Source organism: Rhodococcus sp. PAE-6 (assembly GCF_025290685.1).
GTDB classification, from domain to species: domain Bacteria; phylum Actinomycetota; class Actinomycetes; order Mycobacteriales; family Mycobacteriaceae; genus Rhodococcus; species Rhodococcus pyridinivorans.
In genome coordinates this window covers 134,524-153,766 of record NZ_JAOCLZ010000009.1, presented here as the reverse complement: position 1 = coordinate 153,766, position 19,243 = coordinate 134,524, and the positions used below count along the sequence as shown (strand labels likewise).

19 protein-coding genes and 2 tRNA genes are annotated in these 19,243 nt (G+C 68.9%); 5 read left to right on the top strand and 16 right to left on the bottom strand.

Features of this window, described 5'->3' with window-relative positions:
• From NVV99_RS18185 to NVV99_RS18135, 11 genes are all read right to left on the bottom strand, one after another.
• Window positions 1-840: a DegV family protein gene (locus NVV99_RS18185; protein WP_006554508.1), complete on the bottom strand. Its 840-nt coding sequence runs from the start codon at window positions 838-840 to the stop codon at window positions 1-3.
• 5 nt (window positions 841-845) lie between these two features.
• Window positions 846-1,628, bottom strand: coding sequence for a diglucosylglycerate octanoyltransferase (octT, locus tag NVV99_RS18180; RefSeq protein WP_006554509.1), 783 nt, complete (start codon window positions 1,626-1,628; stop codon window positions 846-848).
• Entirely contained in the window at window positions 1,615-2,193 is a 579-nt protein-coding gene (locus tag NVV99_RS18175; protein WP_230810365.1) for a histidine phosphatase family protein, read from the bottom strand. Before NVV99_RS18175 ends, octT begins: the two co-directional genes overlap by 14 nt.
• Window positions 2,194-2,282: 89 nt before the next feature.
• Window positions 2,283-2,690 carry a ribosome silencing factor gene (rsfS, locus tag NVV99_RS18170; RefSeq protein WP_024101369.1) on the bottom strand — a complete coding sequence of 136 codons (408 nt, stop codon included), beginning with the start codon at window positions 2,688-2,690 and terminating at the stop codon, window positions 2,283-2,285.
• Window positions 2,687-3,349, bottom strand: coding sequence for a nicotinate-nucleotide adenylyltransferase (nadD, locus tag NVV99_RS18165; RefSeq protein WP_019288365.1), 663 nt, complete (start codon window positions 3,347-3,349; stop codon window positions 2,687-2,689). Before nadD ends, rsfS begins: the two co-directional genes overlap by 4 nt.
• Window positions 3,350-3,419: 70 nt before the next feature.
• Window positions 3,420-4,865 carry a VWA domain-containing protein gene (locus NVV99_RS18160; protein WP_024101370.1) on the bottom strand — a complete coding sequence of 482 codons (1,446 nt, stop codon included), beginning with the start codon at window positions 4,863-4,865 and terminating at the stop codon, window positions 3,420-3,422.
• A 1-nt stretch (window position 4,866) separates the two neighbouring features.
• Window positions 4,867-5,763 (bottom strand): MoxR family ATPase, encoded by an 897-nt coding sequence (locus tag NVV99_RS18155; RefSeq protein ID WP_006554514.1) that lies wholly within the window; start codon window positions 5,761-5,763, stop codon window positions 4,867-4,869.
• Window positions 5,764-5,792: 29 nt separating this feature from the next.
• Window positions 5,793-7,076 (bottom strand): glutamate-5-semialdehyde dehydrogenase, encoded by a 1,284-nt coding sequence (locus tag NVV99_RS18150; protein ID WP_024101371.1) that lies wholly within the window; start codon window positions 7,074-7,076, stop codon window positions 5,793-5,795.
• Window positions 7,077-7,124: 48 nt separating this feature from the next.
• Window positions 7,125-8,231 carry a D-alanine--D-alanine ligase family protein gene (locus NVV99_RS18145; RefSeq protein ID WP_024101372.1) on the bottom strand — a complete coding sequence of 369 codons (1,107 nt, stop codon included), beginning with the start codon at window positions 8,229-8,231 and terminating at the stop codon, window positions 7,125-7,127.
• A gap of 71 nt (window positions 8,232-8,302) precedes the next feature.
• Window positions 8,303-9,463: a cystathionine gamma-lyase gene (locus NVV99_RS18140; protein ID WP_080678468.1), complete on the bottom strand. Its 1,161-nt coding sequence runs from the start codon at window positions 9,461-9,463 to the stop codon at window positions 8,303-8,305.
• 5 nt (window positions 9,464-9,468) lie between these two features.
• Entirely contained in the window at window positions 9,469-10,467 is a 999-nt protein-coding gene (locus NVV99_RS18135) for an NAD(P)H-dependent glycerol-3-phosphate dehydrogenase (protein WP_024101374.1), read from the bottom strand.
• A 239-nt stretch (window positions 10,468-10,706) separates the two neighbouring features.
• On the opposite strand from NVV99_RS18135, the gene cofC reads away from it, so the two are divergent.
• From cofC to NVV99_RS18120, 3 genes are read left to right on the top strand one after another with little or no spacing between them, the layout of a single operon-like run.
• Window positions 10,707-11,408, top strand: coding sequence for a 2-phospho-L-lactate guanylyltransferase (gene cofC / locus NVV99_RS18130; protein ID WP_024101375.1), 702 nt, complete (start codon window positions 10,707-10,709; stop codon window positions 11,406-11,408).
• Window positions 11,405-13,600: an RNA degradosome polyphosphate kinase gene (locus NVV99_RS18125; protein ID WP_024101376.1), complete on the top strand. Its 2,196-nt coding sequence runs from the start codon at window positions 11,405-11,407 to the stop codon at window positions 13,598-13,600. Before cofC ends, NVV99_RS18125 begins: the two co-directional genes overlap by 4 nt.
• Before the next feature lie 13 nt (window positions 13,601-13,613).
• Entirely contained in the window at window positions 13,614-14,570 is a 957-nt protein-coding gene (locus NVV99_RS18120; protein ID WP_024101377.1) for a bifunctional NUDIX hydrolase/histidine phosphatase family protein, read from the top strand.
• A 95-nt stretch (window positions 14,571-14,665) separates the two neighbouring features.
• On the opposite strand, the gene NVV99_RS18115 is transcribed toward NVV99_RS18120, so the two are convergent.
• The 3 genes from NVV99_RS18115 to leuC form a co-directional block, all read right to left on the bottom strand.
• Window positions 14,666-15,298: an HU family DNA-binding protein gene (locus NVV99_RS18115; protein ID WP_260782971.1), complete on the bottom strand. Its 633-nt coding sequence runs from the start codon at window positions 15,296-15,298 to the stop codon at window positions 14,666-14,668.
• A gap of 170 nt (window positions 15,299-15,468) precedes the next feature.
• The gene (gene leuD / locus NVV99_RS18110; RefSeq protein ID WP_006554524.1) at window positions 15,469-16,065 is read right to left on the bottom strand and encodes a 3-isopropylmalate dehydratase small subunit; all 597 of its coding nucleotides are present in this window, start codon (window positions 16,063-16,065) and stop codon (window positions 15,469-15,471) included.
• 28 nt (window positions 16,066-16,093) lie between these two features.
• Window positions 16,094-17,512: a 3-isopropylmalate dehydratase large subunit gene (gene leuC / locus NVV99_RS18105; RefSeq protein WP_024101379.1), complete on the bottom strand. Its 1,419-nt coding sequence runs from the start codon at window positions 17,510-17,512 to the stop codon at window positions 16,094-16,096.
• Between the two features lie 125 nt (window positions 17,513-17,637).
• Here leuC and NVV99_RS18100 point away from each other — a divergent pair, with 125 nt between their 5' ends.
• Both NVV99_RS18100 and NVV99_RS18095 read left to right on the top strand, forming a co-directional pair.
• Window positions 17,638-18,339 carry an IclR family transcriptional regulator gene (locus tag NVV99_RS18100; protein WP_006554526.1) on the top strand — a complete coding sequence of 234 codons (702 nt, stop codon included), beginning with the start codon at window positions 17,638-17,640 and terminating at the stop codon, window positions 18,337-18,339.
• 94 nt (window positions 18,340-18,433) lie between these two features.
• On the top strand, window positions 18,434-18,946 hold the full coding sequence (locus tag NVV99_RS18095; protein WP_024101380.1) for a pyridoxamine 5'-phosphate oxidase family protein: 513 nt from the start codon (window positions 18,434-18,436) through the stop codon (window positions 18,944-18,946).
• Between the two features lie 53 nt (window positions 18,947-18,999).
• Here NVV99_RS18095 and NVV99_RS18090 read toward each other — a convergent pair.
• Window positions 19,000-19,072, bottom strand: a tRNA-Glu gene (locus tag NVV99_RS18090).
• 83 nt (window positions 19,073-19,155) lie between these two features.
• Window positions 19,156-19,228 (bottom strand) — tRNA-Glu (locus NVV99_RS18085).
• Between the last annotated feature and the right edge of the window lie 15 nt (window positions 19,229-19,243).

The window sequence follows — 19,243 nt, the reverse complement described above, 5'->3', positions numbered from 1 at the left end:
TCAGTCCTCGGAGACACCGGTCGCCGCGGAGGCGACGACCACACCGACCGCACCCGGCCCGACGTGCGCGCCGAGAACCGCGTCGAGTTCGGACACGACGATCTCGGTGCCTTCCGGAAGGCGCTGTGCGAGCTGATCGACGAGGCTGCGCGCCCGCTCGGGTGCCCCGCGGTGGTGCACCGCGACGAGCGGTTCGTCGCCCACATCGGTCGCGGCTCCGTCGACGAGCTTGGCCATCGCCTTGGTCATCGTGCGGGTCTTCTCCCGCAGGACGAGCTTGCCGTCGGAGATGTGCAGCACGGGCTTCATCGCGAGCGCGGTACCCAACAGCGCTGTGGCCGTGCCGATCCGGCCACCGCGACGGAGGTGGTCGAGCCGGTCGACGACGAGCAGGGTCCGGGCGGACGCCGCGACCTCCACGGCCCGCTCGTACACCCGGGCCAGGTCTTCTCCGGCCCGTGCGGCGCGCACCGCTTCGAGGACGGCGAAACCCGAACCCATGGCGGTGTTCCGCGAATCGACGAGCCGGATCCGGTCGCCCAGCGATTCGGCGGCGTGCCGGGCTGCGTCCCATGTCCCGGACAGCACCCGCGAGAGGTGCACGGCTACGACGCCGTCTCCTCCACTGTCCTCGAGCGCCTCGGTATAGGCGTCGGTCAGTTCTGCGGGAGACGGACCGGAGGTCGTCACGGTCGACAGGTCCTCCGGCAACTCGTCGACGCCCTCGCGGAGGTCGCGTCCGCCCGCGATGATGTGCAGTGGCACAACACGGATGTCGTACCGACGGACCAGTTCAGGGTCGATACAACTCGACGAATCTGTGACGACGACGACGGACACGACGCCTACCGTAGGCCCTCCACCGGGACTTCCGCATCCCGATGCACGATCCGGACCGCGTCGCCGACAGCGGCGGCGACACGGCGGTGTCCTTCCCAACCCCAGTGGATCCCGTCGGGATTGGCGTCGTCGGAGAAGACGTTCTCCCGCACCGCTTCGGCGAGATCGACGAGGGGAACCGACTTCTCGGCCGCCCAGCGGGTGATCGCGCGTGCCGCGGGGAGCCGGCCGGCATGCACCGACCGGTACTGCTCGCTGCGGTGCACCGACGGCATGGTGCCGATGACGGGCAGATCGGGGCGCATGTATGCCAATGCGTCCCTGATCGTTTCGAGGTACTCGACGCTGACCCGGGGTGGGAGCGCCACCGGTCGCCCGAGCGGTGACAGTCGCGGCTGCAACCACCCGTAGGCGTTACGCGCCGCGCGACGCAGGGCCGGCGGGCGGATGTAGCGCAGGCCCTCCCGCAGTGCGGTGGGCAGCGGGGACGGGAGGGTGTCCATCCCGCCCACTGCCAGGACGACGGCTCCGGCGTGCGGGATCGCGGCCCACACCCGCGGGTCCTGGGTCATGGCCCACCACGCGTCGCGTGTGGTCCACCCGATCCGGGCGACGAGTTCGACGTCCCATCCGAGTTCGGCCGCGACCAGGTTGGGCCAGATCTGCGGATGGTCGGCGGGCAGGCCGCCCTTCGGGCCGTAGTAGCTCAGGGAGTCACCGATCACCAGCAGGACCGGGCGCTGCGGGGCGGCGTCGGTTCCGATCGGCGTGGGTTCAGAGGACGTCATCGGGCGCCACCGTGGCCGACGCGTTCCAGACGTCGAGGCGCCAGGACGGCACCTCGCCGTATCCGCTGAGCTGCACCCATCCGGTGTTCCCGAGACCGCCGAGGACGGACCACCGATCGACGGGCAGGTCGAGCAGGGCGGCGGTGAGCGCGGCGATCAGACCCCCGTGTGCGACCAGCACGATGGGCCGATCGCTCCAGTCCTCGTACTTGTCGAGCAGTTCGCCGACGACGGCCATGCTGCGCCGCGCGACGTCGATCCGGTTCTCGCCTCCCGGCGGTGCCCAGGTCGCGTCGGCGCGCCACGCGCTGCGCGCGCCCGGGGCCACGGCGTCGACCTCGGTGTGGGTCAGGCCCTGCCATTCGCCGAGATGCGTCTCGCGCAGCCGCGTGTCGATCGCGACCGGCAGCCCGATGCGATCGCCGAGCGCGGTCGCCGTGTCGTAGGCGCGGCGCAGATCGGACGAGACGACGGCGAGCGGATCGAACCGGGCGATCGCGTCGGCGACGGCGAGCGCCTGCTGCCGGCCGAGCTCGGAGAGGTCGGTGTCGAGCTGGCCCTGCATCCGCCGCGTGGCGTTGTACTCGGTCTGGCCGTGGCGCAGCAGCACCAGCTGCCGCACCCGCGGGCTCTGCGAACCCTCCTCCGGACGACTCACACGTCCTCCGGCGAGTCGGCGGCGTCGATCGCCGAACGGGGGCCACCCACACCATCGACCTCGATGGTCGGGCAGTCCTTCCACAGGCGGTCGAGGGCATAGAAGTTGCGCTCGTCCTCGTGCTGGATGTGCACCACGACGTCGACGTAGTCGAGCAACGTCCACCGTCCCTCGCGGGTGCCCTCGCGGCGGACGGGCTTGTGGCCGGCCTCGCGCAGCTTCTCCTCGACGTTGTCGACGATGGCGTTGACCTGACGCTCGTTGGGTGCGGACGCGATGACGAAGCAATCGGTGATCACCAGTTGCTCGGACACGTCGAGCACCACGACGTCGGTGGCGAGTTTCTCGTCGGCGGCCAGGGCTGCGATTCGGGCCATCTCCGTGGCTTCTGCCGTTGCGCTCACTGCGTGCTCTTTCTCTCGATGGTGCCGGGGGTGTTTCCGTCGAACACCGGGACGGGATCTCCGTCGGGGTGCGTATTCGTGCGGTAGAGCCGGCGTTTGCTGATGTACTGCACCACTCCGTCGGGGACCAGATACCAGACGGGACGGTTCTCGCGGGCCCTCCTGCGGCAGTCCGTGGAGGAGATCGCCAGTGCCGGGATCTCCACCAGGCTCACCGCCTCGGCCGGGAGTTCGTCCAGATGCGGTGCCAGGTGTTCGGCGTGAAGGTCGTATCCGGGCCGGGACACCCCGACGAAGCGGGCGAGGTCGAACAGGGTCTGCCAGTCCTGCCAGGACAGGATCGATCCCAGTGCGTCCGCGCCGGTGATGAAGTACAGATCCGCGTCGGGATACTGCTCGCTGAGATCGCGCAGGGTGTCGACGGTGTAGGTGGGTTTGCGTCGATCGATGTCGACGCGGCTGACGGAGAACCTCGGGTTGGATGCGGTCGCGATCACCGTCATCAGGTAACGGTCCTCGGCGGGGCTGACGTCGCGTCCGGTCTTCTGCCAGGGTTGCCCGGTGGGCACGAAGATCACTTCGTCCAGGTCGAAGCTCGCGGCGACCTCGCTGGCCGCCACGAGGTGTCCGTGGTGGATCGGGTCGAACGTTCCACCCATGACGCCCAGGCGGCGCCTGGAGGCCGAGGGCCGATCCGTTGGCTGATGCACGGTTGTCCAGCTTACGGGTTCACACGGGGAGCAGACTCGCCACCACCGTTGCGAGCTGCTGCGCCGACCGGCACTCGTGCATCGTGACGACCTCGCTGTAGACCCTGGCGGCCGAATCCCCCGAACCCCATTGTCCCTTCGGCTCGGGATTGAGCCAGTGCGCGTGCCGTGCGACGGACACGAGATGTTCGAGGACTTCGAGGTTCGGATTGCGGTAGTTCGTGCGGCCGTCGCCGAGGATCAGCAGCGAGCTGCGGCTGGTGAGGGCGTGGGCGTGGTTCTCGGCGAAGCCGCCGAGGGCGTGTCCGTAGTCGGAGTGACCGTCGTAGGTGATCAGCTCCGCTTCCTTCAGCATCCGCGACATGGACTCGCCCAGATCGGACCCTGCGGCGAAATGATGGGTGACCTCGTCGGCGGTGTCGATGAACGCGAACACGCGCACGCGGGAGAACTGTTCGCGTAGGGCGTGCACGAGCAGCAACGTGAAGTGCGAGAAGCCGGCGACGGAGCCGGAGACGTCGCAGAGCACGACGAGTTCGGGACGCGCCGGACGGGGCTTGCGGTTGACCAGGTCGATGGGCACGCCACCGGTCGACATGGACTTGCGCAGTGTGCGCCGCAGGTCGATGGCGCCGGCACGAGCGCGCCGGCGGCGCGCCGCGAGACGGCTCGCGAGCAGACGCGCGAGCGGCATGACGCTGCGGCGCAGGGCGACGAGTTCCGCGTCGGACGCGCGCAGGAAGTCGACCTCCTCGGCAAGCTTGGGCACCCCGTACTTCTCGACGCGTTCGCGGCCGAGTTGCTCGGCGGTGCGTCGCCGGGTCTCCCGTTCGACCATCGCCCGGAAATCGGCGATGCGCTGGGCGGCGGTGCGCCGCGCGACCTCGCTCTCGTAGGCGGCGTCGTCGCGTTCCTCGCGGGTGCTGTTGCCGAGCAGTCCCTCGAGGATCTTCGTGAGCAGGGTGTCCGGGGAGACGTCGCGAAGCGCCTGATAGGCCGAGAAGGACGGGCCGTTCGACGACGCATACTGGCCGAGTTCCTCGACGATGGCGGAGACGAGCATCTCGGAGGCCTCGAGTGCCTCCGGCGACTCGTCGGACAGCAGCTCGGCGATGAGATCGCGTAGGGCCTCGAAGTCGACCTCCCCCGTGGGGGTGCGCGGGATGCTCGCCTGAGGGTCGGTGGCCTCGCGGCGTCCGATCGCGGGCGGGAACCACAGGTCGAACAGGGCGTCGAAGGTCGGCCGGTGTGTGGACCGGCGGAGCAGGGTGCACGCGAGGCCTTCGCGGAGGGCCTCCCGATCGAGAAGATCGAGCACCGTCATGACCCGTCCGGCGTCGACCGTCTCGGACGGCCCGACCGCGATGCCGCGGCGGCGCAGCGCCTCGACGAATCCGACCAGGTGCCCGGGCAGTCCGTGGGGTGCCGGGGGCGCCTCGGATCCGGGAAGGTGCGCGGCGGCCATGTCAGTTCAACCGGAGCTCGGCGGCAGCGCGGATCTGGTCGGACTGGTGCTTGAGGATCACGCCGAGCGTGCTGCGCAGCGCGGTGTCGTCGAGGGTGTCGAGTCCTAGTGCGAGCAGGGTGCGACCCCAGTCGATCGTCTCGGCCACCGACGGCACCTTCTTGAGCTGCATGCCGCGGAGCACGCGGACCGTGCGTACGAGTTGGTCGGCGAGCGCGTCGGGCAGATCGGGGACCCGGCTGGCGAGGATGCGTCGTTCGAGGTCGGCGTCGGGGAAGTCCAGGTGCAGGAACAGGCACCGGCGCTTGAGCGCTTCGGACAACTCGCGGGTGGCGTTCGAGGTGAGCACCGCGAACGGCTTGCGGGTGGCCCGGATGGTGCCGAGTTCGGGCACCGTGACCGCGAAGTCACTGAGCACCTCGAGCAGCAGGCCTTCGATCTCCACGTCGGCCTTGTCGACCTCGTCGACGAGCAGCACGGTCGGATCCTCGCGGCGGATCGCGGTGAGCAGCGGCCGCGACAGCAGGAACTCCTCGGAGAAGACGTCTTCCTTGGTGCGGTCCCACGACTCGCCCGCCGCGGCGGTCGCCCCTGCCGACTGGATGCGCAGGATCTGCTTGGCGTGGTTCCACTCGTACAGTGCGCGGGACTCGTCGACGCCCTCGTAGCACTGCAAGCGCACGAGTTCGGCCTCGGAGGTCTCGGCGACGGCGCGGGCAAGTTCGGTCTTGCCCACGCCCGCGGGTCCCTCGATCAGCAACGGCTTGCCGAGGCGATCGGCGAGGAACACCGCGGTCGCGGTGGACTTGTCGGCGAGATAACCGGTACCGGCCAGACGATCGACGACGTCCTGGACGTCCGCGAAGATCGGCGGGGTGGTGGGCAGCGCACGATCCACACTGGTTCCTTTCGTCGGGCCGGTCTCGATCAGGCGGGACGCGTGTGGCCGTCGCCCCACACCACCCACTTCGTCGACGTCAGTTCGGGCAGACCCATCGGGCCGCGAGCGTGCAGCTTCTGGGTGGAGATGCCGATCTCCGCGCCGAATCCGAACTGCTCGCCGTCCGTGAACGCCGTCGAAGCGTTGACCATAACGGCTGCGGCGTCCACGCGCGTCGTGAACTCCCGAGCAGCGGCGAGGTCCGAGGTGACGATCGCCTCGGTGTGGCCGGTGCCGTAACGGTCGATGTGGTCGACGGCCGCGTCGAGGTCGTCGACCACCGCGAGGGCGACGTCGAGCGAGAGGTACTCGTCGGACCAGTCCTGGTCGGTCGCGGGCACGAGGCCGGGCAGGTCGCCGTGGACCGTCACGCTGTGTTGCTGGAATGCCTGCAGGAGCTTCGGGACGGCGGTGTCGGCGATCGCCTTGTCGACGAGGATCGTCTCGGCGGTGTTGCACACGCTGGGCCGGCGGGTCTTCGCGTTGATCACGATCTTCTCCGCCATCTCCAGATCGGCCGCGGAGTGGACGTAGACGTGGCAGTTGCCGGTGCCCGTCTCGATCGTGGGGACGGTCGCGTCGCGCACCACCGCGGCGATCAGACCGGCGCCACCGCGCGGGATCACGACGTCGACCAGGCCTCGGGCCTGGATCAGATGCGTGACCGACGAGCGGTCGGCGCTCGGCAGCAGCTGCACGGCATCGGCGGGGATGCCCCGGCTCTCGAGCGAGGCGCGCAGCACCTCGACGAGCGCGGCGTTGGAGCGGGCCGCGGACGACGAGCCGCGCAGCAGCGCGGCGTTGCCGGACTTCAGGGCGAGACCGAATGCGTCGACCGTGACGTTGGGCCGTGCTTCGTAGACCATGCCGACCACGCCGAGCGGGACGCGCACCTGGCGCAGCTCGAGACCGTTCGGCAGCGTCGAGCCGCGGACGACGCCGCCGATCGGGTCGGGCAGTCCGGCCACCTGGCGCAGGCCGGCGGCGATCCCGTCGATCCGGGCGGAGGTCAGGCGCAGGCGGTCGAGGATGGCCTCTTCGGTGCCACCGGCGCGGGCGGCCTCGATGTCCTCCGCGTTCGCGGCGAGGACGGTGTCGGCGGCGGCGAGCAGAGCGTCGGCCGCGGCGTGCAGAGCCGCGTCCTTCTCGATGGTGGTGAGCAACGCGAGACGACGGGAGGCCACGCGGGCGCGACGCGCGGCCTCGTGGACGGCCTCACGGGTGTCCGTGCCGGCGTCGGTCGCAGCTGAGTCGGGGGTCACGGCAGTCATGTATCCAGCCTAGTCGGGTCCTCGCGGAAGCCGACAGGCCGTGTGCCGTCAGCGCAGGCCGGTGCCCCGCGCCAGCGCCGTCTCCACCAGGATCGACAGCAGCTCGGCGTACTCCACTCCGGTGGCCTCCCACATCCTCGGATACATCGAGATGGAGGTGAATCCGGGCATCGTGTTGATCTCGTTGATCACCGGTCCGTCCTCGGTGACGAAGAAGTCGACGCGGGACAGGCCGTGGCAGTCGAGGGCGCGGAACGCCCGGACCGCGAGTTCGCGGATCCGGTCGGAGGTCTCCTCGTCGAGCTTGGCCGGGACGTCGAACTCGCAGACGTCGTCGAGGTACTTCGTGTCGAAGTCGTAGAACGCCTCGTGGTCGTCGGAGGTGTCGGGCATGCGGATCTCGGCGACGACACTCGCGCGGACGTCGCCGTCCGGGAACTCGAGCACGCCGCACTCCACCTCGCGGCCGATGATCGCGGACTCGACGATGACCTTGGGGTCGTGCTGCCGGGCCTTCGCGACGGCGTCGTCGAAGGCGGCCCAGTCGGCCACGCGACTGATGCCGATGGACGATCCGCCGCGGGCGGGCTTGACGAAGACGGGCAGGCCGAGGCGGGTCTTCTGCTCCTCGGTGAGGGTCGCGGTGCCGGGACGCAGGACGATCTGGAAGCCGACGGGCAGGCCTTCGGCCGCGAGCAGTTTCTTGGTGAACTCCTTGTCCATCCCGGCGGCGCTGGCAAGAACCCCGGGACCGACGTACGGGATGTCCGCGAGTTCGAGCAGACCCTGGATGGTGCCGTCCTCGCCGTAGGCGCCGTGCAGGACGGGGAACACCACGTCGACCGAGGCGAGCACCCGGCCGTAGGAGCCCTCGTCGAGGGCGACGATGTCGCCACCGCGGGTCGGATCCGCGGTGAGGACGAGATCGGAGCCGTCGCCTGCGACGACGGGCAGTTCGCGACCGGCCGCGGCGAGGCCGGCCGGGTCCGCGTCGCCGAGGACCCATGCGCCCTCGGGAGTGATGCCGATGGGCACGACCTCGTACTTCTCCGGATCCAGGTTGCGCAGGATGCTCCCTGCCGAGATGCAGGAGACGGAATGTTCGTTGCTGCGACCACCGAAGACGACGGCCACCCGGGTTCGGGGCATACTCACGTGTCGAACCGTACCGGGTGGCGATCTCCGCGTGTCGAGCGAGTCCTACGCGGGTGGGGCCGGACACCCTGCTATGTCTCCGCGGGCTCCGGTCTCCCTCGGTGGAGGGTCGTCTCCTTCAGCGCCGCGTCGAGATCGGCGAGCAGATCCGCGGTGTCCTCGATTCCGCACGACAACCGGACGAATCCCTCCGGCACCGCATCGCCCCATCGTGCGCGACGATCCGCTGTCGTGTGGATACCGCCGAAGCTGGTGGCGGGTGCGACGAGCGTGGCCGCGCGGACGAAGCGGTGCACCTCGTCGCGGCCGGGTAGCCGGAAGGTGACGAGGGGGCCGAAGCGGCTCATCTGGCCGGCCGCCACGGCGTGGGCGGGGTCGCCGGCGAGTCCGGGATAGCGGACGTCCGTGACAGCGGCGTGCTCGAGCAGCATCCCGGCGACGGCGAGCGCGTTGGCGCACTGCCGTTCGAAGCGCAGTCCGGCGGTGCCGAGGCTGCGGTGCGCGAGCCAGGTCTCGAAGGGTCCCAGCACGGTTCCCGACAACAGTCGTTCCCGGTCGATCGCGGGCAGCAGTTCGGGATCCGCGACGGCGATGTATCCGAACAGCAGGTCACTGTGTCCGCTGAGCGATTTCGTCCCGCTGGCCACCACGACGTCGGCGCCGAGATCGAGGGGCAGCTGGCCCAGGGGTGTGGCGGTGGTGTTGTCGACGAGCAGGAGCGCGTCGGAGACGTGGCACGCGGTCGCGATCGCGCGCAGGTCGACGGTGTCGAGGCCTGGATTCGACGGGGTCTCGACCAGTACGACGGAATTGTCGGGAGCGGTCACCAGAACGTCGGTCAGGGTGCCGTCACCGAACTCCGCGACCGACATCTCGACGACCTTCACTCCGTGCGGCGCCAGGAATTCCTGCGCGTACGTGCGCACCTGGTAGTAACCGTCGGAGGGGACGACGACCGTGCCGCCCGGGGCCACGAGGGATCGCAGGGCGACCGTGATCGCCGACATTCCCGAGCCGACGACGCGGGCGACCGAGGCGTGCTCGAGGTCGGCGAGCGCCGATTCGAGTGCGCGCCAACCGGGATTCGAGGCCCGCGCATAGGTGTCGACGTCGTCGCGCTCGTCCTCCCCGAGGAGATACGGCGCCGCGAAGACCGGTCCCGCCTGCAGCGGGGAGCCCGGAACACCCTCGTGTGCAACTGCCTTCACACAGCGAGTCGAATCGCCCGTCATGCCACTCATTCCGGCTTGATCCGGCGTCCGAGCAGCTGCCCGATCGCGTCCTGCACCGACATGCCTTCGTGGCACACGCGGTGCACGGCGTCGGTGAGCGGCATCTCGACGTCGTAACTCGCTGCGAGGGCGCGGACCGAGGTGCACGACTTGACCCCTTCGGCCACCTGACCGTGGGTGGCCTCCTGCGCGCTCTCGAGGGACTCACCGCGGCCGAGTCGTTCGCCGAACGAACGGTTGCGGGACAACGGGGACGTACATGTGGCGACAAGATCGCCGACACCGGCGAGACCGGCGAGCGTGGCCGGCTTGGCCCCGAGGGCGGTTCCGAGCCGGGTGATCTCGGCGAGACCGCGGGTGATGATGCTCGCGACGGTGTTCTCACCGAGCCCGACCCCGGCGGCCATGCCGCACGCGAGGGCAATGACGTTCTTGCAGGCGCCGCCGACCTCGCAGCCGATGACGTCGGAGTTCGTGTACGGACGGAAATATTTTGTGGCGCAGGATTTCTGGATCTCCATGGCGCGGGTGGAATCGGGGCACGCGATGACGGTCGCGGCCGGTTGCCCCTCGGCGATCTCACGGGCGAGGTTGGGGCCGGACAGCACGGCGATGCGATTCTGCTCGGCGCCGGTGACCTGACCGATCACCTGACTCATGCGCATCAGGGTGCCGCTCTCGATTCCCTTGGCGAGACTGAGAAGTGTCGCGTCCGGTCCGATATCTGCCTTCCACTCCTCGAGATTGGTACGCAGGGTCTGACTCGGGACGGCGAGGACCACGAAATCGGCGCCCTCGAGGGCCACCCGATGATCGGCCGTCGCCTTCAGCGAGTGCGGCAGTTCCACACCGGGTAGATAGTCGGAGTTCTCGTGCCGCTCGGCGATGCCACGCGCCACCTCCTCGCGCCGCGCCCAGATCGTCACGTCCGTTCCGGCGTCGGCCAGCACCTTGGCGTACGCCGTCCCCCACGAACCCGCGCCCAGAACTGCTGCTGTGGTCACGCCATCCTCACTCTCATCCGATGCCCGGCACTCACGCTCGCGATCGGCCCGGAGCGGGCGGTCGCGACCGGTTCGGTCCGGGCGGTCACCACCCACGGTCGCACCCAGTATCGCGCAGGCTCCACCGACACCGCGCCGGGTCGGAGGACGGACCGCACACGACCCGGTCGCACCGGGCGGTCGTGCGGTTCGTCACCTGGCGCGACCGTGCGATTCGATACTGATGGCACAATCGGGCAATGCCCGCGACGCACGTGCTCGTTCCCGTCAAGGCCCTCGGCCTGGCGAAGTCGCGGCTCTCGCACGTCCTCGACCCGGCAGCACGGGAATCACTGGTGCTTGCGATGCTGCAGGACACCGTGACGGCGGCGCTGTCCGCCGGAGACGTGACGGTCACCGTCGTCACCGCCGACGAGCGGGTCGCGGCCGCGGCGCTGGACTGCGGCGCGGACGTCCTCCCCGATCCGGTGCGTCCCGACTCCCCCGACCCACTGAACTCCGCACTGCTCGCAGCGGCCCGCCGGGCGCGGGAGCACGCACCCGGCGCCGAACTCGTGGCGTTGCAGGCCGACCTTCCGTCCCTGCGGCCCGAGGATTTCGTGCTCGCACGCGAGACTGCGCGGCGGACCGGAACGGCCGTGGTCGTCGACCACACGGCGAGCGGTACGACGGCGTTGCTGCACTGCGTGAGCGGCACCCTGCCGCCACTGTCGTTCGGTCCGGGATCGGCCGGTCGCCACATCGATGCCGGTGCGTACCCGGTACCGGACTCCCTCCCCGGACTGCGACTCGATGTGGACACACCGGACGATCTTGCCGCCGCACTGCAACTCGGCGTCGGACCGGCCACCGCGGCCGTGCTCGACACGGTCGAGTTCCCCCTGTGCCACCCGTGCGACAGCGCTGCAGGGAGCCGTCGCTCTGCAACAATGAACTCGTGACCAACGGCGATTCCCCCGATCCCACGAGTTCCGAGCACGCGGCACCATCCGGTGCCGCACGACCCGCCGGTCGCGTAGCGACCGCCACCAGCGCCCCTCCGGCCGCGACGGGACTGCAGTCGAGGACCGATCACGACAACACGCTTCCCGTCGACCGCTATCTCAACCGCGAACAGAGCTGGCTCGATTTCAACGCCCGCGTTCTCGCGCTCGCGGAGGACACCTCGCAGCCGTTGCTCGAACGCGCCAAGTTCCTCGCGATCTTCGCGTCGAATCTCGACGAGTTCTACATGGTGCGGGTCGCCGGGCTGAAACGTCGCGCCGAGACGGGGTTGTCGGTCCGGTCCGCGGACGGACTGACCCCGCGCGCCCAGCTCGCGCTCATCGCGTCGAGCACGCGCGAACTCGCCGGTCGCCAGGCGCAGGTCTTCCTCGACTCGGTCATGCCCGCCCTGGCGGCCGAAGGCATCTCGATCATCCGATGGGCGGATCTGACGGAGGACGAACGCCGACGACTGACACAGTATTTCGCCGACCAGGTCTTCCCGGTCCTGACGCCGCTCGCGGTCGATCCCGCACACCCCTTCCCGTACATCAGCGGCCTGTCCCTGAACCTCGCTGTCACGGTCAAGGATTCGCAGTCGTCCGGTGAACACTTCGCGCGCGTGAAGGTGCCCGACAACGTCGATCGGTTCGTCCGGGTCGATCGCGCGGGTTCGTCGCACGGACTGCCGGCCTTCCTCCCGCTCGAGGAGCTGATCGCCGCCCATCTCGACGTGTTGTTCCCGGGCATGGAGATCGTCGAGCACCACGCATTCCGCGTCACCCGCAACGCCGACTTCGAGGTCGAGGAGGACCGCGACGAGGATCTCCTTCAAGCCCTCGAACGCGAACTCGCCCGGCGGCGCTTCGGATCTCCCGTGCGGCTCGAGGTGTCGGACGACATGACCGAGCACATGCTCGACCTCCTGTTGCGCGAACTCGACGTCGATCGGGTGGACGTCGTCCAGTTGCCCGGGCTGCTCGATCTGTCGTCGCTGTGGCAGGTGCACGCCGTCGACCGACCGGATCTGAAGGACGCCCCCTTCGTGCCGGCGACCCATCCCGCCTTCGGCGAGCGAGAGACACCGAAGAGCGTGTTCTCCACCCTGCGCGAGGGCGACATCCTCGTCCACCACCCGTACGACTCGTTCTCCACGAGCGTGCAACGGTTCATCGAGCAGGCCGCCGCCGACAGCCAGGTCCTCGCGATCAAGCAGACGCTGTACCGGACGTCGGGCGACTCCCCCATCGTCAACGCCCTGATCGCCGCTGCCGAAGCGGGCAAGCAGGTCGTCGCGCTCGTGGAGATCAAGGCACGCTTCGACGAGCAGGCCAACATCAAGTGGGCGCGCAAGCTCGAACAGGCCGGTGTCCACGTCGTATACGGACTCGTAGGTCTGAAGACACACTGCAAGACCTGTCTGGTCGTGCGGCGCGAGGGTTCGACGATCCGCCGCTACTGCCACATCGGCACCGGCAACTACAACCCGAAGACCGCTCGTCTCTACGAGGACGTCGGCCTGCTCACGTCGTCACCCGAGATCGGCGCCGACCTCACCGACCTGTTCAACACCCTCACCGGATACTCCCGGAAGGCGCAGTACCGCAATCTGCTCGTCGCACCGCACGGAGTCCGCAAGGGCATCATCGAACGCGTCGAGCGTGAGATCGAGCACCACGCGGCCGGTCGCCCCAGCGGGATCCGGCTCAAGGCCAACGCCCTCGTCGACGAGCAGGTGATCGACGCGCTCTACCGCGCGTCGCGGGCGGGGGTGCGGACCGAGGTGGTCGTGCGCGGGATCTGTGCCCTCAAGCCGGGCGTGCCCGGCCTGAGCGAGAACATCACGGTGCGCTCGATTCTGGGGCGGTTCCTCGAACATTCGCGGTTGTTCCATTTCCGGGGCAGCGACGAGTACTGGATCGGTAGCGCCGACATGATGCACCGGAACCTCGACCGTCGCGTCGAGGTGATGGTGCAGGTGAAGAACACCCGGCTCGCAGCGCAGCTGGACGGCATCTTCGATTCCGCGCTCGACCCGGTCACCCGCTGCTGGATTCTCGAGGGCGACGGCACCTGGACGGCGTCCCCCGAGCCGGGAACCGCTGCCCGCGACCACCAGGTCGAACTCATGCGTAGTCGTGCGTCCTGAGGTGGAGGGAACGTTGACCGAATCACGCGACAAGCCCGTGAAGGCCAACATCTTCGCGGCGGGCGCGGTCCTGTGGCGTCCTGTCGACGAGAACGCTCCGGACGATGCGCAGGTCGCGCTCGTGCATCGCCCGCACTACAACGACTGGTCCTTTCCGAAGGGCAAGCTCGACGCGGGTGAGACGGCCGTGGTTGCCGCGGTGCGGGAGATCGAGGAGGAGACCGGATTCCGCTCCGCGCTCGGCAGTAGTCTCGGGAAGGTCGTCTACCCCGTTCCGGGTCACCGCAAGCTCAAGCGGGTGGACTACTGGGCTGCGCGGTGCCTCGACGGGCAGTTCGCGCCCAATGACGAGGTTGACGAATTGCGTTGGGTGTCCCCCGAAGAGGCATTCGATCTGTTGTCCTATCCGATGGACCGCAGTGTCCTGCGCCGGTTCCGCCGGGTGCCGCTGGACACGACCATGGCGCTGATCGTGCGGCACGCCAAGGCGGGTAGTCGGAAGAAGTACAAGGGCGACGACCGTTACCGGCCCCTCGATGCGTCCGGACGGGCACAGGCCGAGGCGCTCGTTCCGCAGTTGACGGCGTTCGGCGGCGACAGCGTGGTGTCCGCCGACCGCACGCGGTGCATCGCGACGGTCGAACCCTTCGCCTCCCGGCACGGGCTCGAGATCGCCATCGAGCCGGCCCTGTCGGAGGAGGAGTACCGCGCCGACCCGGACCGCGGCCGCAAGCGGGCGCTGGAGATCGCGTCCGGTCCCGGCACTCCCGTGATTTCCAGTCAGGGCAGGGTGATCCCGCCGCTCCTGGAGTGGTGGGCCGAGCGCGACGGTCTCGTGCTGCCTCCGGCGCGGAACCGGAAGGCGAGCATGTGGGTGTTGTCGCTGCGCGGCGATCGTCTCGTCGCGGCCGACCACCTCGACAGCCCTCTTCCCACGGGCCGTCCACCGGCGGACGACGAGAGCATCTGACCGAGTACACACGACGGCGGCCACCGGATGTCCGGCGGCCGCCGTCGTCTCACCTGTGCGGCTCGCACGTGTGCGAGCCGCATCGCGGGTGGGTGTTACTTCTTGGTGCTCTTGCGGGCCGTGGTCTTCTTGGCCGGGCTCTTCTTCGCCGCGGTGGTCTTCTTCGCCGCGGTCGACTTGGTGGCGGTGGTCTTCTTCGCCGGAGTCGACTTGGCCGCCGTGGTCTTCTTCGCCGCGGTGGTCTTCTTCGCCGGAGTCGACTTGGTGGCGGTGGTCTTCTTCGCCGCCGTGGTCTTCTTCGCTGCGGTGGTCTTCTTCGCCGCGGTCGACTTGGTCGCCGTGGTCTTCTTCGCCGCCGTGGTCTTCTTCGCCGCCTTCTTCGCTGCCGCGGTCTTCTTGGCCGCTGCAGCTGCACCGCGCTTCACGGCCGGACCCGAAGCCGGGAGCTTCTGGGTGCCCGCGATGATGTTCTTGAAGGACTGGCCGGGACGGAAGGCCGGCACCGAGGTCGGCTTGACCTTGACCGTCTCACCCGTGCGCGGGTTCCGCGCGACACGCGCGGCCCGACGACGCTTCTCGAAGACACCGAATCCGGTGATGGTGACGCTCTTACCGTCGTGCACGGCGCGAACGATCGCGTCCACGATGTGCTCGACGGCCGCGGTGGCGGTGCGCCTGTCCGAACCGAGTTTCTCGGTCAGAACGTCGATCAGTTCTGCCTTGTTCATTGATTTCCTCCGCACATACACGGTCCACCGTCAGACCGACTCCAGTCCACGGTAGACCCGCAAACGGGCAAGAGTCTATGTGCCACGCGGATTCTCATGCAAATAACCTCCGGGCCCGGCCCGACGGGAGCGTCGGACCGGGCCCGGAGAAGGCGCGTTCGGGGGTGTTTTCAGGGCGCCGGAAGGGTACTCGGTTTCCATGACGGCCTTGACTTTTCGTACTCGGAAATCGCGTCTACCTGGCGCAATGTCAATCCGATGTCGTCGAGACCCTCCAGCAGACGCCACCGCGTGTAGTCGTCAATGGTGAACGGCACCACGGTGGTTCCGGCGGTCACCGTCCGGTTCTCGAGATCCACTTCCAGTTCGAGTCCGGGCTGCTGCTCGATGAGCTTCCACAGCAGTTCGACGTCGTCCTGCGAGACCTGAGCGGCGAGCAGACCGGCCTTTCCGGCGTTGCCCCGGAAGATGTCGGCGAAGCGGGACGAGATCACGACCCGGAATCCGTAATCCGACAACGCCCACACGGCATGCTCACGCGAGGAGCCGGTGCCGAAATCCGGTCCGGCGACGAGAACGCTGCCGCGGTCGAAGGGCGGGGTGTTGAGGACGAAGGACGGGTCGTTGCGCCATGCGGCGAACAGACCGTCCTCGAATCCCGTACGGGTGACGCGCTTCAGGTACACGGCCGGGATGATCTGATCCGTGTCGACATTGGAGCGGCGCAGCGGGACGCCGATGCCCCTGTGGGTGGTGAAGGCTTCCATCGAAAATTCTCCTCGTCGGTCCTGTGGTCTAGTCCAGATCCGCCGGTGCGGAAAGCGTTCCCCGCACCGCGGTTGCGGCGGCCACGGCCGGCGAGACGAGATGCGTCCGTCCGCCCTTGCCCTGCCGTCCTTCGAAATTCCGGTTCGAGGTCGACGCGGAACGCTCGCCCGGCGCCAACTGGTCGGGGTTCATGCCCAGGCACATCGAGCACCCGGCCTGACGCCACTCGGCCCCTGCGGCGGTGAAGATCTCGCCGAGCCCCTCCTCCTCCGCCTGCGCGCGCACCCGCATCGAACCCGGCACGACGAGCATCCGGACGCCGTCGGCGACCTTGCGGCCCTGCAGGACATCCGCCACGGCACGCAGATCCTCGATGCGGCCGTTGGTGCACGAGCCGACGAAGACGGTGTCGATCTTCACGTCGCGCAGCGGCATGCCCGGTTCGAGATCCATGTAGCGCAACGCCTTTTCCGCTGCAGACCGCTCGGTTTCGTCGGCGATCTCCTCGGGTACCGGAACGCTGGACCCGAGCGCAGCGCCCTGGCCCGGGTTGGTGCCCCACGTGACGAAGGGGGTCAGAGCGCTGCCGTCGATGTGGACCTCGGCGTCGAAAACCGCGTCGTCGTCGGTCTTCAGCTGCTCCCACGCCTCCACGGCAGCGTCCCAGTCGGCGCCCTTCGGGGCGTGCGGGCGACCCTTGATGAACTCGTAGGTGGTCTCGTCGGGGGCGATCATGCCGGCGCGGGCGCCCGCCTCGATCGACATGTTGCAGATGGTCATCCGCGCTTCCATCGACAGTGCGCGGATCGCCTCGCCGCGGTACTCGAGGACGTAGCCCTGTCCGCCGCCGGTGCCGATCTTCGCGATGATCGCGAGGATGAGGTCCTTGCTCGTCACTCCCGGCGCGAGGGTGCCGCCGACGTTGATGGCCATCGTCTTGAACGGCCGCAGCGACAACGTCTGTGTCGCCATGACGTGTTCGACCTCACTGGTGCCGATGCCCATCGCCAGTGCGCCGAAGGCGCCGTGGGTGGAGGTGTGGCTGTCGCCGCACACCACCGTCATGCCGGGCTGCGTGAGACCGAGCTGCGGGCCGACCACGTGGACGATGCCCTGATCGAGGTCGCCCATGGGGTGCAGACGGACACCGAACTCCTCGCAGTTGCGGCGCAGGGTCTCGACCTGTGTGCGCGAGACCGGGTCGGCGATCGGCTTGTCGATGTCCACCGTGGGGACGTTGTGATCCTCGGTGGCGATCGTGAGGTCGGGACGCCGCAGCGGGCGTCCTGCCAGCCGCAGACCGTCGAAGGCCTGCGGGCTGGTCACCTCGTGTACGAGATGCAGGTCGATGTAGATCAGGTCCGGCTGTCGCGCCGATCCCTCTCCTTCACCGCGCACGACCACGTGCTGGTCCCACACCTTTTCCGCCAGAGTCTTTCCAGCCATCTTCTCCACCTTGTCGTACGTGACGAACGCGGGATCCCGGGGGCTGTCCGGCCGCGTATGGCGTCGTCCCCACCGTTCTCGGCATGCGATATGCTTCCCATTATGCGAGACGGAGGTATCGACCTATGAGACAGCATAGCGGGATCGGAGTGCTGGACAAAGCGATGACAGTCCTCCATGCGGTTGCCGAACAGCCGTGCAACCTCAACGAGTTGTGCGCGCGGACCGGCCTGCCCCGTGCCACGGCGCACCGTCTCGCCGTGGGCCTCGAGGTCCACCGCCTCCTCATGCGCGACAGCGACGGACAGTGGCGTCCCGGCCCCGGACTGGCCGAATTGTCCGCGGGCGCAGGCGACACGCTCGTCGAGGCCGCCTCGCTCGTCCTCCCCCGTCTGCGCGAGATCACCGGCGAGAGCGTGCAGTTGTACCGCCGCGAGGGCACCCAGCGGGTCTGCGTCGCCGCTCTCGAACCGCCGACCGGTCTGCGCGACACGGTCCTCGTCGGCGCACGCCTTCCGATGACGGCCGGCTCCGGCGCGAAAGTTCTGCTCGCGTGGGCCGATACGGCGACCCAGCGCGCCATCCTCCCCGACGCGGCCTTCGGTGAACGCGTGCTCGTCGAGGTCCGCCGCCGCGGCTGGGCGCAGAGCGCCGCCGAACGCGAACCCGGTGTGGCGTCGGTCGCCGCACCCGTGCGCGACAGCAGCGGTGGCGTGATCGCCGCGATCTCCGTATCGGGCCCCATCGACCGCATGGGCCGCCGACCGGGCGCCCGCTGGGCCGCCGACCTCCTCGCCGCCGCAGAAGCGCTCCAGAAGCGTCTCTGAGGTCGACCGCATGCCCGTGTCCCTCCCGGGTGGAGCCCGGGCGGGGCGGGAGGAAGACAGCCGTGCGGCTCCACGCTCTGCCAGAGTGCTTCGCATGGGAACCAACCGCCGCGCAGGCATCATGATGACGGAGTCGGAGATCGACGAGTTCCTCCACCGCAGCCGGGTCGCGAACCTGGCGACCCTCGGACCGACGGGCACCCCGCACCTCGTCGCCATGTGGTACGCGGTGCTCGACGGGGAGATCTGGTTCGAGACGAAGGCGAAATCGCAGAAGGTCGTCAACCTCCGGCGCGACGATCGCGTGACCGTCCTCGTCGAGGCCGGCGACACCTACGACCAGTTGCGTGGCGTCTCGATCGAGGGGCGGGCGGAGATCGTGGACGACCACGACCGCCTGTTCGAGGTCTGCCGCGACGTGTGGGAGCGGTACACCGCCCCGTACACGGAGGAGGCGCGCCCCGCGGTGGAGCAGATGATGCACAAACGGGTGGCCGTCCGTGTGGTGCCCGCGCGGGTGCGTTCGTGGGATCACTGCAAGCTCGGGATGCCTGTCATGGAGATCGGCGGCACGACGGCCGCCTATCTTCCGTCCGCCGCGCAGTGACCGCCCATACGCGAAAGGCTCTCCGATCGATGATCGGAGAGCCTTCGTGGTTGTACCCCCGATGGGATTCGAACCCACGCTACCGCCGTGAGAGGGCGGCGTCCTAGGCCGCTAGACGACGGGGGCCTGGAACTTTCCGAGGAATCGACGAGTCGACGCCTCCGAGAGAAGAACACCCACCGACCCGGAGATCGGTGGGTAGTCCGTTGTACCCCCGATGGGATTCGAACCCACGCTACCGCCGTGAGAGGGCGGCGTCCTAGGCCGCTAGACGACGGGGGCCTATGGAACTTCTTC